This is a genomic window from Pseudomonas sp. L5B5, assembly GCF_020520285.1.
GTDB lineage: Bacteria > Pseudomonadota > Gammaproteobacteria > Pseudomonadales > Pseudomonadaceae > Aquipseudomonas.
Map to the genome: position 1 here is coordinate 5,144,058 of NZ_CP084742.1, position 12,884 is coordinate 5,156,941.

A 12,884-nucleotide genomic window follows, 5' to 3' on the forward strand; every position below is an offset into this window, starting at 1 on the left:
CGGTCAGATATCGATCAGCGCGCCCAGCTCCCTTTCCAGCTCCTCGGGGTCGCCCAGGTTCAGCTCGATCAGGCGCCGCAGGTGCTCGATGGATTCCAGGCCGATATGCAGGCAGACGAAGCCCAGCTGGCCATTGTTGTCGTGGGCCAGTTGCACATCCATGCGTACATCGGCGTCCTGGCCCAGGTGGATATCGGCTTCGAAGGGACGCTCGGGATCGCCCATCCAGGGCGCGGGGCGTTCGATCAGCAAGCCCTTGAGGGATAGGTCCAGCAGTTGCACGGGCCAGCGGTAGGTCCCCTGGCTGAGTTCGGTCCGGGCATCGAAGGCGATGCGTTTGAAGCGTCGGCGGTCGTCGTGTTGCTCGCTCATGGGCTGGCCCTCTGCGTGGTGCACTGACTATAGACCCCGGCGCCGGCCTGCCGCTACAAGCCATGTCGCACCTTGCGAAGCAGTCGCCGTAACCGGTGCCGGCAGCACTCGCCAGGCACTGCCAACCGACCCTGGATTCGGTCCGCACCTTGAAAGAGTGCTCTAGACCAACGTGGGGGCTGGCCTTTGAGTGGAGTAGCGCTACACTCGCAAGCGCTGTCTTTCTGTCCACCTGGCTGGAATATAAAAATGAAAAACAATAATAGCCCGCTACGCCACCTGCCCTGGCTGGTGCTGGCAATCGTAGGAGCATGCGCCCTTGGCGTAGTTGCATTGCGTCGAGGCGAGGCGATCAACGCCTTGTGGATCGTGGTCGCTGCCGTGGCCATTTATCTGGTGGCGTACCGGTACTACAGCTTGTTCATCGCCAACAACGTGATGCAGCTGGATTCGAGCCGGGCCACTCCCGCCGTGCTCAACAATGACGGTCTGGACTATGTGCCGACCAACAAGCACATCCTGTTCGGACACCATTTCGCGGCCATCGCTGGCGCGGGTCCCCTGGTGGGCCCGGTCCTGGCTGCACAGATGGGCTACCTGCCCGGAACCCTGTGGCTGATTGCCGGCGTGGTCCTGGCCGGTGCGGTGCAGGACTTCATGGTGCTGTTCCTGTCCACCCGGCGGAACGGCCGTTCCCTGGGCGACATGGTCCGTGAGGAGATGGGCCGCGTGCCTGGCACCATCGCGCTGTTCGGCTGCTTCCTGATCATGATCATCATCCTTGCGGTGCTGGCGCTGATCGTGGTCAAGGCCCTCGCCGAGAGCCCATGGGGCATCTTCACGGTGATGGCGACCATCCCGATCGCGATGTTCATGGGCGTGTACATGCGCTACATCCGCCCAGGCCGCATCGGCGAGATCTCGCTGGTCGGCGTGCTGCTGCTGCTCGGTTCCATCTGGCTGGGCGGCCAGGTAGCGGCCGATCCGGTCTGGAGCAAGATGTTCACCTTCACTGGCATCCAGATCACCTGGATGCTGATCGGCTACGGTTTCGTCGCTGCGGTGCTGCCGGTGTGGCTGATCCTGGCACCTCGTGACTACCTGTCGACCTTCCTCAAGATCGGCACCATCATCGCCCTGGCGATCGGCATCCTGATCACCATGCCCGAGCTGAAGATGCCGGCCCTGACCCAGTTCACCGACGGCACCGGCCCGGTATGGAAGGGCGGCCTGTTCCCGTTCCTGTTCATCACCATTGCCTGTGGCGCGGTATCCGGCTTCCATGCGCTGATCTCCTCGGGGACCACGCCCAAGTTGCTGGATAACGAGACCAACGCCCGTTACATCGGCTATGGCGGCATGCTCATGGAGTCCTTCGTGGCGATCATGGCCATGGTTGCCGCTTCGGTGATCGAGCCTGGCGTGTACTTCGCCATGAACAGCCCGGCGGCCATTGTCGGCGGCGACGTGGTTACCGTTGCCCAAACCGTCAGCAGCTGGGGCTTTGTGATCAGCCCGGAACAACTGCAGGCAGTGGCCAAGGACATCGGTGAAAACACCATCCTGGCCCGTGCCGGTGGTGCCCCGACCCTGGCGGTGGGGATCGCGCAGATCCTGCACCATGTGCTGCCGGGTGAGAACACCATGGCCTTCTGGTACCACTTCGCGATCCTGTTCGAGGCGCTGTTCATCCTCACGGCCGTGGATGCCGGCACCCGCGCCGGGCGCTTCATGCTCCAGGACTTGCTGGGTTCCTTCGTTCCGGCGCTCAAGCGCACTGAATCCTGGACCGCCAACCTGATTGCCACCGCTGGCTGCGTGGCGCTCTGGGGCTACCTGTTGTACCAGGGCGTGATCGATCCGCTGGGTGGCATCAATACCCTGTGGCCACTGTTCGGCATCTCCAACCAGATGCTGGCCGGTATCGCCCTGATGCTGGGCACCGTGGTCCTGATCAAGATGAAGCGCCAGCGCTACATCTGGGTCACCTTGCTGCCGGCCGTGTGGCTGCTGATCTGCACCACCACCGCCGGTTTCATCAAGCTGTTCGACCCAAGCCCGGCCATCGGTTTCCTGGCGCTGGCCAAGAAGTACAGCGATGCCCTGGCCAACGGCCAGATCCTCGCTCCGGCCAAGGACATCACGCAGATGCAGCACGTGATCTTCAACGCCTATACCAACGCGGCACTGACTGCCCTGTTCCTGCTGGTGGTGTTCAGCATCCTGTTCTACGCGCTCAAGGTCGGCGTCGCCGCCTGGGGCAGCAAGGAGCGTACGGATAAGGAATCGCCTTACCAGACAGTACCGGACGCCTGACCCGAGGATTGCAACGATGTTCAATGACCTGAGTCGCCTCGGTAAATACCTCGGTCAGGCCGCACGCCTGATGGTCGGCATGCCCGACTACGACAACTATGTCGAACACATGCAAACCAAGCACCCGGACAAGCCGGTGATGTCGTACGAGGCGTTCTTCCGTGAGCGCCAGGAAGCACGTTACGGCGGCAAGGGCGGTCCGAAGTGCTGTTGAGGCACTGCGTTTAGGCAATACCCCTGTAGGAGCCGGCTGGTCGGCGATAGCGATCTTTGGAACGCCATCACCGGCCAGCCGGCTCCTACGTTTTCAGGCATGGGAGACCCCGTTTTGCACAATCCTGTTCCCGTCACCGTACTCAGCGGTTTTCTCGGCGCCGGCAAGACCACCTTGTTGCGCCATCTGCTCAAGGCCGAGCACGGCTTGAAGCTTGCCGTGATCGAAAACGAATTCAGTGATGCCGGTATCGACAGCCAGTTGCTGGGCGATGAGCCGGTGCAAGTCATGACCCTGTCCAATGGCTGTGTCTGCTGCACCATCCACACCGACCTGAGCAAGGCCCTGTACCTGCTGCTGGAGCGCCTGGACAGCGGCGAGATCGCCTTCGACCGGCTGGTGATCGAGTGCACCGGCCTGGCGGACCCGGCGCCGGTGGCGCAGACCTTCTTCATCGATGAGGAACTGCGCGATCGTTACATCCTCGACGGCATCATTACCCTGGTCGATGCTGCACACGCCGAATTCCACCTGACCCAGACCATTGCCCAGGCGCAGATCGGCTTTGCCGATCGGCTGCTGGTGAGCAAGCGCGACCTGGTGGACGAGGCCTCGTTCGAGGCCCTCTGCCAGCGCCTGACGCGGATCAACCGCCGGGCATCGATCCATGTGGTGGACCACGGCAACATCGAGCTGGCGCAGTTGCTGGACGTGCGCGGCTTCAACCTCAATGCCGACCTGGGCGGCGGCATCAGCCTGCGCCCGGTGAGCAAGGCACCCTCGCTGGACCGTATCGCCAGCCTGGTGCTGCGTACCGAGCAGGCCCTGGACCTGGAGCGCCTGAGCGAGTTCATGAATGAACTGCTGGAAGACCATGGCAAGCAGTTGCTGCGCTACAAGGGCGTGCTGAATGTCATCGACGAGCCCCGGCGCATGGTGTTCCAGGGGGTGCTCAAACTCTATGGCTTCGACTGGGACACCGAGTGGGCCGAGGGTGAAACCCGCGAGAGCGTCATGGTGTTCATCGCCGACGACCTGCCGGAAGAGAAGATCCGCCAGGGGTTTGCGCGGATGCTGGCCGGCTGAGGCTGCTGGCCGCTGGCTGTTCTTCCAGTCCCTTGAGCACGCGCAGTTGCAGATGCTCCAGGTGCTGCTGCATCAGCGCCTGGGCCGCGCCGGTATCGGCTTGCAGCAAGGCATCGACGATGGCGGCATGTTCCTGCCAGGCGCAGGGATGCAGGGCGCGATCCGCAAGCTGGGCGATGGCCAGGGATGTCAGGGGCACCAGGCTGCCGAGGAAGCGGGCCAAAGGAGCGTTGTCGGCGATCTGTGCCAGTCGCAGGTGAAACTCCCCTGAGAGGCGAATCGCCGGGCCATGCCGGTGTTGCTCGATGGCCTCGCGCTCGCGCACAACCAGCTCGCGCAGGGGCTTCAGGCGGCTGTGGGGCTGCTGGCAGGCCAGGTGCACCAGGGCGTTTTCCGCCAGGCACCGGGCATGCAGGACCTGCCGGGTCTGTTCCCGGTCCGGCGCGGCCACTTGGGGGCGCTGGTTCGGGCGCAGGATGATCACTTGCTGGTGGGCCAGGCGCGCGAGCACCTGGCGGATGATGCTGCGACTGACGCCGAAGGTCTGGCCCAGGCTGTCTTCGGTGAAGCGACTGCCGGGGGCGATGCGCTGTTCGAGGATGGCCTCGAAGATCTGCGGGTAGACATCGTCCACCAGCAGCTTTTTTTCCCCACGCTGGCGCAGGCTGGCCACCGGGGTGAAGCAAGGGTCTTGCAGGGCGTGGCTGGCCATGACCGTTCTCCAGTGCAGTGGCTGATACGAGAGGGATTACTGGATGTTCGAATCCAGCCGATCGTCCGGGATATCCAGTTCGATGCCCATGCGCTGGCCTTCCTGGAGGATGTGCCGGCGCATTTCGGCACTGGCCTGGGCGCTGTTGCGGTTGCGGATCGCCCGCACCACCGCTTCGTTTTCCTCCAGGCGCTCGGCCAGGTGCTCAGGTGAATTGCGCAGGATCTGCGCGCTTTGCCTGAGAGCGTTGCTGGTCTGCTGCACCACGTTCTGGAAGATCGGGTTGCTGGTCAGGGTGAACAGCTCTTCGTGGAAGGCGATATAGGCGTTGACCCCGGCTTCGGCATCGCTGGCCTCCAGGGCTTCGCGCATGTCCATCAGGGTCAGGCGCAGCTGGCCGATCTCCCGGCTGCTGATGGATTGCGCCACCAGGCCGACGATGAAGGGCTCCAGGGTATAGCGCAGCTGCAGGACGTCCTCGAGGCGGGCACCGGCCAGCGTACCTTCCGGGCCCTGGATTTCGTCCATGGGTGCATCGAGCACCAGCACGCCCTTGCCCGGCATGGAGCGCACCATGCCCAGGGTTTCCAGGACAATCACCGCTTCGCGCAGGCTTGGCCGACTGATGCCCAACTGTTCGGCCAGTTCGCGCTGCCCTGGCAGCATGTCGCCGGAGCGCCATTGGCCGCGGGCGAGGGCGGCCCGCAGCTTTTCTACCACTGAGTTCACAACCGTTGACGAGCTGATCACTGTCTACTCCATGTATGGGGGCGCGAGGTCGCGCGCTGATTGTTGGGCCTGCCGCAGGCCGGTACAAGCCCGGATCAGAATTGCTGCTGGGTTCCGCCCGCCGCCTTGCGAGCCTGGAAACCATAGCCTTGTTGCCCACTGAGGACCTTGTCGGCTCGCTGCAGATCGATGTCCTGCTCCCAGCGGGCGATGGCGACGGTGGCTACGCAATTGCCGATCAGGTTGGTCAGGGCCCGGCCGATGCCCATGAACCAGTCCACTGCCAGCACCAGCACCAGGCCTACCACCGGGATCGCCGGGATCGCGGTCAGGGTGGCCGCCAGGATCACCAGGGCCGAACCGGGAATGCCGTGGGCGCCCTTGGAGGTGATCAGCGACACCAGCAGGATGGTCAGCAGGTCCGACATGGCCAGCGGCGTACCAGTGGCGTTGGCGATGAAGACGATGGCCAGGGTCAGGTAGATGGAGAACCCGTCGAGGTTGAACGAGTAGCCGGTGGGGATCACCAGGCCCACCGTGGAGCTGCCGATCCCCAGGTGTTCCAGCTTGCGCATGATCTGCGGCAGGACCGCATCCGACGATGCGGTGCCGAGGACGATCAGCAGTTCTTCACGCAGGTACTTGATGAAGGGCAGCAGGCGCAGGCCCGACAGGCGCATTACCAGGCCCAGGATCAGCGCGACGAAGGCGAAGCACGTCAGGTAGAACAGGCCCACCAGGCTGCCCAGGTGCTGCAGCGAATCCAGGCCGTACTTGCTGGTGGTGAAGGCAATGGCGCCGAATACGCCGATGGGCGCCAGGCGCACGATCATGCCCATGATGCGGAAGATCACATGGCTCAGTTCGTTGATCAGTCGCGAGATGCCTGAAGCGGCCTCGCCGACCAGGTTCAGCGCGCTGCCGAAGAGGACCGAGAACAACAGGACCTGGAGGATGTTGTTTTCAGCGAAGGCCCCGAGCACCGAGGTGGGGATCAGGCCCATGAGGAATTGCGCCGTGCCGTGCATGTGCTGGCCGCGCTGGGCGATGTCCCCCATGTCGGCGGAGGACAGTTGTTCCAGATGAATGTTGGCGCCGCTGCCGATGCCGGTGCCGAAGGCCATCAACAGGCCGATCACCAGGGCCAGGGTGGTGAGTATCTCGAAGTAGATCACCGACTTCAGGCCAATGCGACCGACCTTCTTCAGGTCACCGGCGCCGGAAATGCCGCTGACCACGACGCAGAACACGATGAGGCCGATCAGCATCTTGATCAGCTTGATGAAGGCATCGCCCAGTGGTTTGAGTTGCGAGGAGTATTCGGGGAGGGTGAGGCCGCACACGATGCCGAGCAACAGCCCGAGCATCACCTGGAGGAAGATCGAACGCGAGCACCATTTGAGCATGGGGGGAGTCCTGGTCGGTGTCCGGCCTGCCGTGCATGCGAGATGCAGCGGGTGGCGGACTTAATTATTGTGGTCTTACCGGTTTGTCCAGTACAGGCGCAGTCTACGCTCGGTTTTTTTGGGTTTACAAGGGAATTCGAACGAATTGGCTTTACCGGTCTGACCAGTGGCATTGCGCCGGCGACTCTCAATATCGAACCCAGGGTTCTGCGACTGCGCGCAAGGGCCGTTCCAGAGCCCTGGAAGGTGCCGCGCAACTGTCGCAGGCCGTGGCAGTGGCGTTTTCTCCAGGCATGAAAAAGCCCGGCGCTGGGCCGGGCTTCCTTGCTGCGGTGCGGGGCGATTAAGCGCCGTATACCGGCAGCTTCTTGCAGATGGCCTTGACCTTCTCACGCACGGCGTCGATCACCGCTTCGTTGGAGAGGTCGGCCAGGATGTCGCAGATCCAGCCGGCCAGCTCGCGGCATTCGGTTTCCTTGAAGCCACGGGTGGTCACGGCTGGAGTACCGAAGCGCAGGCCGGAGGTGACGAACGGGGAGCGCGGATCGTTAGGTACGGAGTTCTTGTTCACGGTGATGAAAGCCTTGCCCAGAGCGGCGTCGGCGTCTTTACCGGAGATGTCCTGCTTGATCAGCGACAGCAGGAACAGGTGGTTCTTGGTACCACCGGACACCACGTCGAAACCGCGCTCGATGAACACTTCGGCCATGGCCTGGGCGTTCTTCACCACTTGTTCCTGGTAAGCCTTGAACTCAGGCTGCAGTGCTTCCTTGAAGCAGATGGCCTTGGCGGCGATCACGTGCTCCAGCGGGCCGCCCTGGGCGCCAGGGAATACCGCGGAGTTCAGCTTCTTCTCGATGTCGGCGTTGGCGCGAGCCAGGATCAGGCCGCCACGTGGACCGCGCAGGGTCTTGTGGGTAGTGGTGGTCACCACGTCGGCGAATGGCACCGGGTTCGGGTAGACGCCAGCGGCGACCAGACCGGCCACGTGGGCCATGTCGACGAACAGGTAGGCACCGACCTTGTCGGCAATCTCGCGGAAACGCGGGAAGTCGAGGATCTGCGAGTAGGCGGAGAAACCGGCCACGATCATTTTCGGCTTGTGCTCCACGGCCAGGCGCTCGACTTCGTCGTAGTCGATCAGGCCGTTGGCGTCGATGCCGTACTGAACAGCGTTGTACAGCTTGCCGGAGGAGGAAACGGTCGCGCCGTGGGTCAGGTGGCCGCCGTGGGCCAGGCTCATGCCCAGGATGGTGTCGCCACCTTGCAGCAGGGCCAGGTAGACCGCAGCGTTGGCCTGGGAGCCGGCGTGTGGCTGGACGTTGGCGTAATCGGCGCCGAACAGCTCCTTGGCGCGGTCGATGGCCAGTTGCTCAACCACGTCGACGTACTCGCAGCCGCCGTAGTAGCGCTTGCCCGGGTAACCTTCGGCGTACTTGTTGGTCAGTACCGAGCCTTGAGCTTCCATCACCGCTGGGCTGGTGTAGTTTTCCGAAGCGATCAGCTCAATGTGCTCTTCCTGGCGCTGAGCTTCTTGCTCCATGGCGGCAAAGAGATCGGCGTCGTACTTGGCAATAGTCAAATCACGGCTGAACATGGCGGTCCTCAAGGATCGGGGGGCAGAAAAGGCAGGCATTCTAACCCAATGGGTTTTGGATGGCATATGAAAGGACATCATGTCGCACAGAAGCAGCGTTCAAGTGACGAAACGCATGCCACAAGCCGCAAGCTCCAGGCCGCAAGCTGGCAGCGGATCGCTTTCCTCTTGCCGCTTGAAGCTTGCCACTGTTTCTAGTCGAACATGAACAGGGCGTCGTTGCTGAACTGCGCCTCGAAGCGGTTGGCGGGCATTGGCCGGCCGAACAGGTAGCCCTGCACTTCGTCGCAGCCGTGTTCGCGAAGGAAGTCCAGCTGCTCGTGGGTCTCGACCCCCTCGGCGATCACCGCCAGGTTCAGGCTGTGGGCCATGGCGATGATGGCGCGGGCGATCTGCGCGTCCTGCTCGCCCGATGGCAGGCCATCGACGAAGGTGCGGTCGATCTTCAGCACGTCGATGGGGAACTGCTTGAGGTAGTTCAGCGACGAGTAGCCGGTGCCGAAGTCATCGACCGCGATGCTCAAGCCCAGGTTCTTCAGGCCGTCGAGGATCTGCATCGCCTCGCTGACTTCGCGCATCAGGATGCTTTCGGTCAGCTCCAGTTCCAGGCATGCCGGCGGCAGGCCGGTGTCCCTGAGAATGGTGGCAATGCGCATGCCCAGCTGGCCGTCGGAGAACTGCCGGGCGGAAATGTTCACCGAGACCTTCGGCACCCGCACCTTGGCCTGGTGCCAGGCCTTGAGCTGGCGACAGGCTTCGCTGATCACCCAGTCGCCCACGTCCACCACCAGGCCCAGTTCCTCCAGCACCGGGATGAAATCCCCCGGCGGTACCAGGCCTCGACGCGGATGGCGCCAGCGCAGCAGCGCCTCGGCCCCGGTCAGGCGCTTGCCGTCGCCGCTGAATTGCGGCTGGTAATAGAGCACGAACTCCTGCTGCTCCAGGGCATGGCGCAAGTCGCTTTCCAGTTCCAGGCGCTCCAGGGCGCTGGCGTTCATGTCCGCCTGGTAGAACTGGAAGTTGTTCTTGCCACGTTCCTTGGCGTGGTACATGGCGGTGTCGGCGTTCTTCATCAGCTGGCTCAGTTCGTTGCCGTCCTGGGGGCTCAGGGCGATGCCGATACTGGCGGTGACGAAGAACTCCCGTCCTTCGAGGACGAAGGGTTTGACCAGGCTGGCGAGGATCTGCTCGGCAACGTGGATCGCCCGGTTCAGGGCAATTTCCCGGCTGGCGCGCGGTTGCAGCAGCAGGGTGAACTCGTCGCCGCCCATGCGCGCCACGGTGTCGTCATCGTCGACGCAACCCAGCAGGCGGACCGCCATTTCCTTGAGCATGCGGTCGCCGGCGGCGTGGCCCAGGGAGTCGTTGATCGGCTTGAAGCGGTCCAGGTCGAGAAACATCAGCACTACCCAGGACTTCTGCCGCTCTGCCGATTGCAGCGCAGTGTGCAGGCGGTCCTGGAACAGGGTGCGGTTGGGCAGATGGGTCAGGGCATCGTAGTAGGCCAGGCGGTGGATTCGCTGTTCACTGGCCTTGCGCTCGCTGATGTCGCTGAAGAAGCACACGTAGCTGGCCAGGTCGCCTTCGTCGTCGAGCACCGCGGTGATCCCGACCCAGGCCGGATAGTGCTCGCCATCGCGGCGCTTGAGCCAGACTTCGCCTTCCCAGGTGCTGTGCTGGTTCAGTTGCTTGATCACGTAGCGCAGGTGGGCTTCCTGCTGTTCGTCCACGGTGAGCATGTTGGGCAACTGGTCCAGCACCTGGGATACGGCGTAGCCGCTGACCCGGCTGAAGGCTTCGTTGGCCTGGACGATGTAGCCGGCGGGGTCGGTGATGAGGATCGCCGAAGTCGAGTGCTCGAAAACCGTGGCCGCCATGCGCAGGTCTTTTTCCGCCCGGCGTTGCTGGCTGATGTCGCGGCCGACCCCGAGCACGCCCTCGAAGGCGCCATGTTCGTCCCAGACCAGCACCAGGCGCAGCTCGATGGGGATCTTGCGGCCATCGGCCCGCAGGCAGTCGAACAGAAATAGCTGGGTCTGTACCTGGCTGCGTAGTTGCGCCAGCTGCTCGGGTTTGTCCAGGGCCTTGCTGACCCGGTCCATGAGGGTATAGATGCCGCTCAGTTGTTGCGGGTTGGCGATGGTCGATTGCCAGCCGTTCTGGAAGACCCATTCCACGTCGTAGCCGAGCACCGACTGCACCGAGGGGCTGACGTAGTTCAGCGAGAGCTTGTTGTCGGTGGAGAAGATCACGTCGCTGATGCTTTCGGCGAGCATGCGGTAGCGTTGTTCGCTGTCGCGCAGGGATTCGCTGGCCTCGATCTGGTCGGTGATGTCCTTGGCCACGCCGATGATCCGCGTGACCTGGTCGTAACGATCCCGGGCCAGGGCCTGTTCGCGGATCTCGAAGCGACGCCACTCGCCACTGCGATGGCGAAAGCGCAGCTGGCACTGCAGCAATTGGGCATAACCGGCGTGCCGCTGTTCCTGGCGCAGATGGTGATAGAGATCGGCGTCTTCGGGGTTCAGCAGGATCTCCCAGAAGTACTCGCCCATCTGTTGCAGTTCGGTCTTGTTGTAGCCCAGCGTCTGCCCCAGGTGATGGTTGCTGAAGATCATCCGCTGGCTGATCACGTCCTGCACGTAGAGGTGGTCGGGCACGGTGCGCACCACGTCCGACCAGAAGCCCTCGCGCTCCAGCAGCGACAGTTCGATGAGCTTGCGGCTGGTGATGTCGCTGATGCTGAGGATCACTGCCCGGTAGTCGTCGGGCTGTTCCGGCAAGCGCAGGACCAGCCACAGGTGCTGGTCGTGGCCCTGGGCGTCGTTGAGCTTGATCTCCAGTTCCAGCTGCTGGTGCCGGTTGACCAGGGCCTCGAGCAACTGGTCGCCAATGGCGCTGCCAGGGTTCGGGCTGCCCTCGATCAGCAACTGCCAGGCCTGTTCGCTGGACTGCACGTTGAGCAGGCTCAAGGCAACCTGGTTGACCTCGGTGATGCGCAGTTCCTGGAGGAGCTGGAGGCGTTGATCCGGGTGGGCGCTCTGCCAGCGCTTGAGCTGGTTGGCCGAATGCAGCTGGTGTTTTTCCAGCAGGCCCGGCAGTCCGGAGATGTCCAGGACGCAGAGGGCCACGCCGGTGCCTTCGAAAATGTCCTGGTAGCGTCGCCGGCCTTCATGCAACTGGCGCTGGCGCCGGCGTATGTTGAGCAGGGCGATCACCGGCAGCAGGGCGAAGGCCAGCCCTAGCAGGCACTTGCCGATGAAGGCCGGCAGCAGTTCCTCGATCACCGCGCGCTGGTCGAACAGGCCGCGCAGTTGCCAGTCGCTGTTGCTCAGGGGCACCAGCAGCACGCTGCTGGCCATCTCGTCGGGGCTGAGCATGCCCGGGGTCGGGGTGCTCCGTTCGTCACGCTTGATCACCTGGCGGCTCAGGCGGTTCTCGATCACCCAGGTCGGCTTGAAACCGTCCTCGCTCTGGCGGACCAGGCTCTGCAGAAAACCGGGGGCCAGGCGCAGCACCCAGTAGCCGCGGGTCGAGCCACTGGCCTGGTGCAGTAGTACATGCACCACCGAACCGTCGGCGGGGTTGCTGTAGTAGAAGCGCTGGGAGCGACTACGCTGCACCAGCTCGCCAAGCCAGACGGCATCCTGGCTGCCCTCGGCAGAGTCGCTGATGACCTGTCCCTGGGTATCGAGCAAGGCGAAGCTGCGCAGGTCCGGCAAAGAGCGCTGGAGTTTGTGCAGCAGCTGCTGCTGTTGCTGGCTGTCCTGGGGCGCTTCGACTATGGGTAGCAGGTTGAGGGCGATCTGGGCGTTGAGCGCCAGGTTCAGGCTAAGGTGGTCGGCCAGGTCGGCGCTGTAGTCGATGGCATGCTGGCGCTGGTCGTGGCGAGCCTGTTGCAGTTGGTCAAGCAGCTGCCAGAACAGCAGGGCCAGGAGCAGCAGCACCAGCGTCGCCAGTGCGCCTTTGAGGGTGCCACGCAACGGAGAAGTCGACGCAGAGGCTGTCGCGCGCGCGGGCAGTGGCGAAGTAACGTTGGACAAGCTGTGATCCTGCGGTTTGGCTGGGCTGGCGCGACGTGCACTATAAGCCGGACGCCCGAAGGGCGGCTAGCATGCCTTGAGTTGTGGCAAAGTGCCAGTCCCGCCTGGCTGACTAAAGGAGCAGGCCGCTATTGATCAAGGAGTCCGCCAGCCGCGAGAGGATCGCTAGCGCAAAGCAACAGATGAGCACCGACGCGGTACGGTTGAGGGTGTGCGGGGCAGCCAGGCATGGCCGCTGCGCTTGATCCGGGCACCGAGCAGCACCCAGGCACACCCCACCGGAATCACCATGGCCGTGAACTGCAAGACAAAATGCAGGTAGTGGCCCGATGGCAGGCTCATGCCCGACTTTGCCCATGGCCATGTTTGTGAGTGTTTCGAGCCTTGTTTCAACAGCTCTTGGGCTATG

At 63.3% G+C, this 12,884-nt stretch carries 10 protein-coding genes; 3 read left to right on the plus strand and 7 right to left on the minus strand.

From position 1 onward, the window contains the following. Positions 1-3: 3 nt before the first annotated feature. The gene (locus LGQ10_RS23540) at positions 4-372 is read right to left on the minus strand and encodes a PilZ domain-containing protein (RefSeq protein WP_058433500.1); all 369 of its coding nucleotides are present in this window, start codon (positions 370-372) and stop codon (positions 4-6) included. A gap of 249 nt (positions 373-621) precedes the next feature. Here LGQ10_RS23540 and LGQ10_RS23545 point away from each other — a divergent pair, with 249 nt between their 5' ends. From LGQ10_RS23545 to yjiA, 3 genes are all read left to right on the plus strand, one after another. After that, positions 622-2,688 carry a carbon starvation CstA family protein gene (locus tag LGQ10_RS23545; RefSeq protein WP_226523359.1) on the plus strand — a complete coding sequence of 689 codons (2,067 nt, stop codon included), beginning with the start codon at positions 622-624 and terminating at the stop codon, positions 2,686-2,688. Positions 2,689-2,704: 16 nt separating this feature from the next. After that, the gene (locus tag LGQ10_RS23550) at positions 2,705-2,902 is read left to right on the plus strand and encodes a YbdD/YjiX family protein (protein ID WP_007937254.1); all 198 of its coding nucleotides are present in this window, start codon (positions 2,705-2,707) and stop codon (positions 2,900-2,902) included. A gap of 99 nt (positions 2,903-3,001) precedes the next feature. Further along, the gene (yjiA, locus tag LGQ10_RS23555; RefSeq protein WP_413247567.1) at positions 3,002-3,988 is read left to right on the plus strand and encodes a GTPase; all 987 of its coding nucleotides are present in this window, start codon (positions 3,002-3,004) and stop codon (positions 3,986-3,988) included. Here the strand turns inward: yjiA and LGQ10_RS23560 are convergent. The 6 genes from LGQ10_RS23560 to LGQ10_RS23585 form a co-directional block, all read right to left on the minus strand. Next, positions 3,924-4,700, minus strand: a complete 777-nt coding sequence (locus tag LGQ10_RS23560; protein ID WP_226523361.1) for a GntR family transcriptional regulator — start codon at positions 4,698-4,700, stop codon at positions 3,924-3,926. The two genes, yjiA and LGQ10_RS23560, sit on opposite strands and share 65 nt — an antisense overlap. 36 nt (positions 4,701-4,736) lie before the next feature. After that, a complete protein-coding gene (locus LGQ10_RS23565) occupies positions 4,737-5,450 on the minus strand; it encodes a FadR/GntR family transcriptional regulator (RefSeq protein WP_226523362.1) in 714 nt (237 codons plus the stop codon). Positions 5,451-5,524: 74 nt separating this feature from the next. Next, positions 5,525-6,835, minus strand: a complete 1,311-nt coding sequence (locus LGQ10_RS23570; protein WP_058437345.1) for a C4-dicarboxylate transporter DctA — start codon at positions 6,833-6,835, stop codon at positions 5,525-5,527. A gap of 343 nt (positions 6,836-7,178) precedes the next feature. Next, a complete protein-coding gene (gene glyA, locus LGQ10_RS23575; RefSeq protein WP_226523363.1) occupies positions 7,179-8,432 on the minus strand; it encodes a serine hydroxymethyltransferase in 1,254 nt (417 codons plus the stop codon). A gap of 194 nt (positions 8,433-8,626) precedes the next feature. Then, complete coding sequence (locus LGQ10_RS23580; RefSeq protein ID WP_226523364.1) at positions 8,627-12,475, minus strand: bifunctional diguanylate cyclase/phosphodiesterase; 3,849 nt, start codon at positions 12,473-12,475, stop codon at positions 8,627-8,629. A 165-nt stretch (positions 12,476-12,640) separates the two neighbouring features. Continuing rightward, the gene (locus tag LGQ10_RS23585; protein WP_226523365.1) at positions 12,641-12,817 is read right to left on the minus strand and encodes a hypothetical protein; all 177 of its coding nucleotides are present in this window, start codon (positions 12,815-12,817) and stop codon (positions 12,641-12,643) included. Positions 12,818-12,884: the final 67 nt, after the last annotated feature.

What these genes read in the sequence shown, in the direction of transcription:
- glyA (WP_226523363.1), bottom strand. Translation starts at nt 8,432, where the DNA reads ATGTTCAGCCGTGATTTGACTATTGCCAAGTACGACGCCGATCTCTTT.
- LGQ10_RS23545 (WP_226523359.1), top strand. Translation starts at nt 622, where the DNA reads ATGAAAAACAATAATAGCCCGCTACGCCACCTGCCCTGGCTGGTGCTG.
- LGQ10_RS23570 (WP_058437345.1), bottom strand. Translation starts at nt 6,835, where the DNA reads ATGCTCAAATGGTGCTCGCGTTCGATCTTCCTCCAGGTGATGCTCGGG.
- yjiA (WP_413247567.1), top strand. Translation starts at nt 3,002, where the DNA reads ATGGGAGACCCCGTTTTGCACAATCCTGTTCCCGTCACCGTACTCAGC.
- LGQ10_RS23540 (WP_058433500.1), bottom strand. Translation starts at nt 372, where the DNA reads ATGAGCGAGCAACACGACGACCGCCGACGCTTCAAACGCATCGCCTTC.
- LGQ10_RS23560 (WP_226523361.1), bottom strand. Translation starts at nt 4,700, where the DNA reads ATGGCCAGCCACGCCCTGCAAGACCCTTGCTTCACCCCGGTGGCCAGC.
- LGQ10_RS23585 (WP_226523365.1), bottom strand. Translation starts at nt 12,817, where the DNA reads ATGAGCCTGCCATCGGGCCACTACCTGCATTTTGTCTTGCAGTTCACG.
- LGQ10_RS23550 (WP_007937254.1), top strand. Translation starts at nt 2,705, where the DNA reads ATGTTCAATGACCTGAGTCGCCTCGGTAAATACCTCGGTCAGGCCGCA.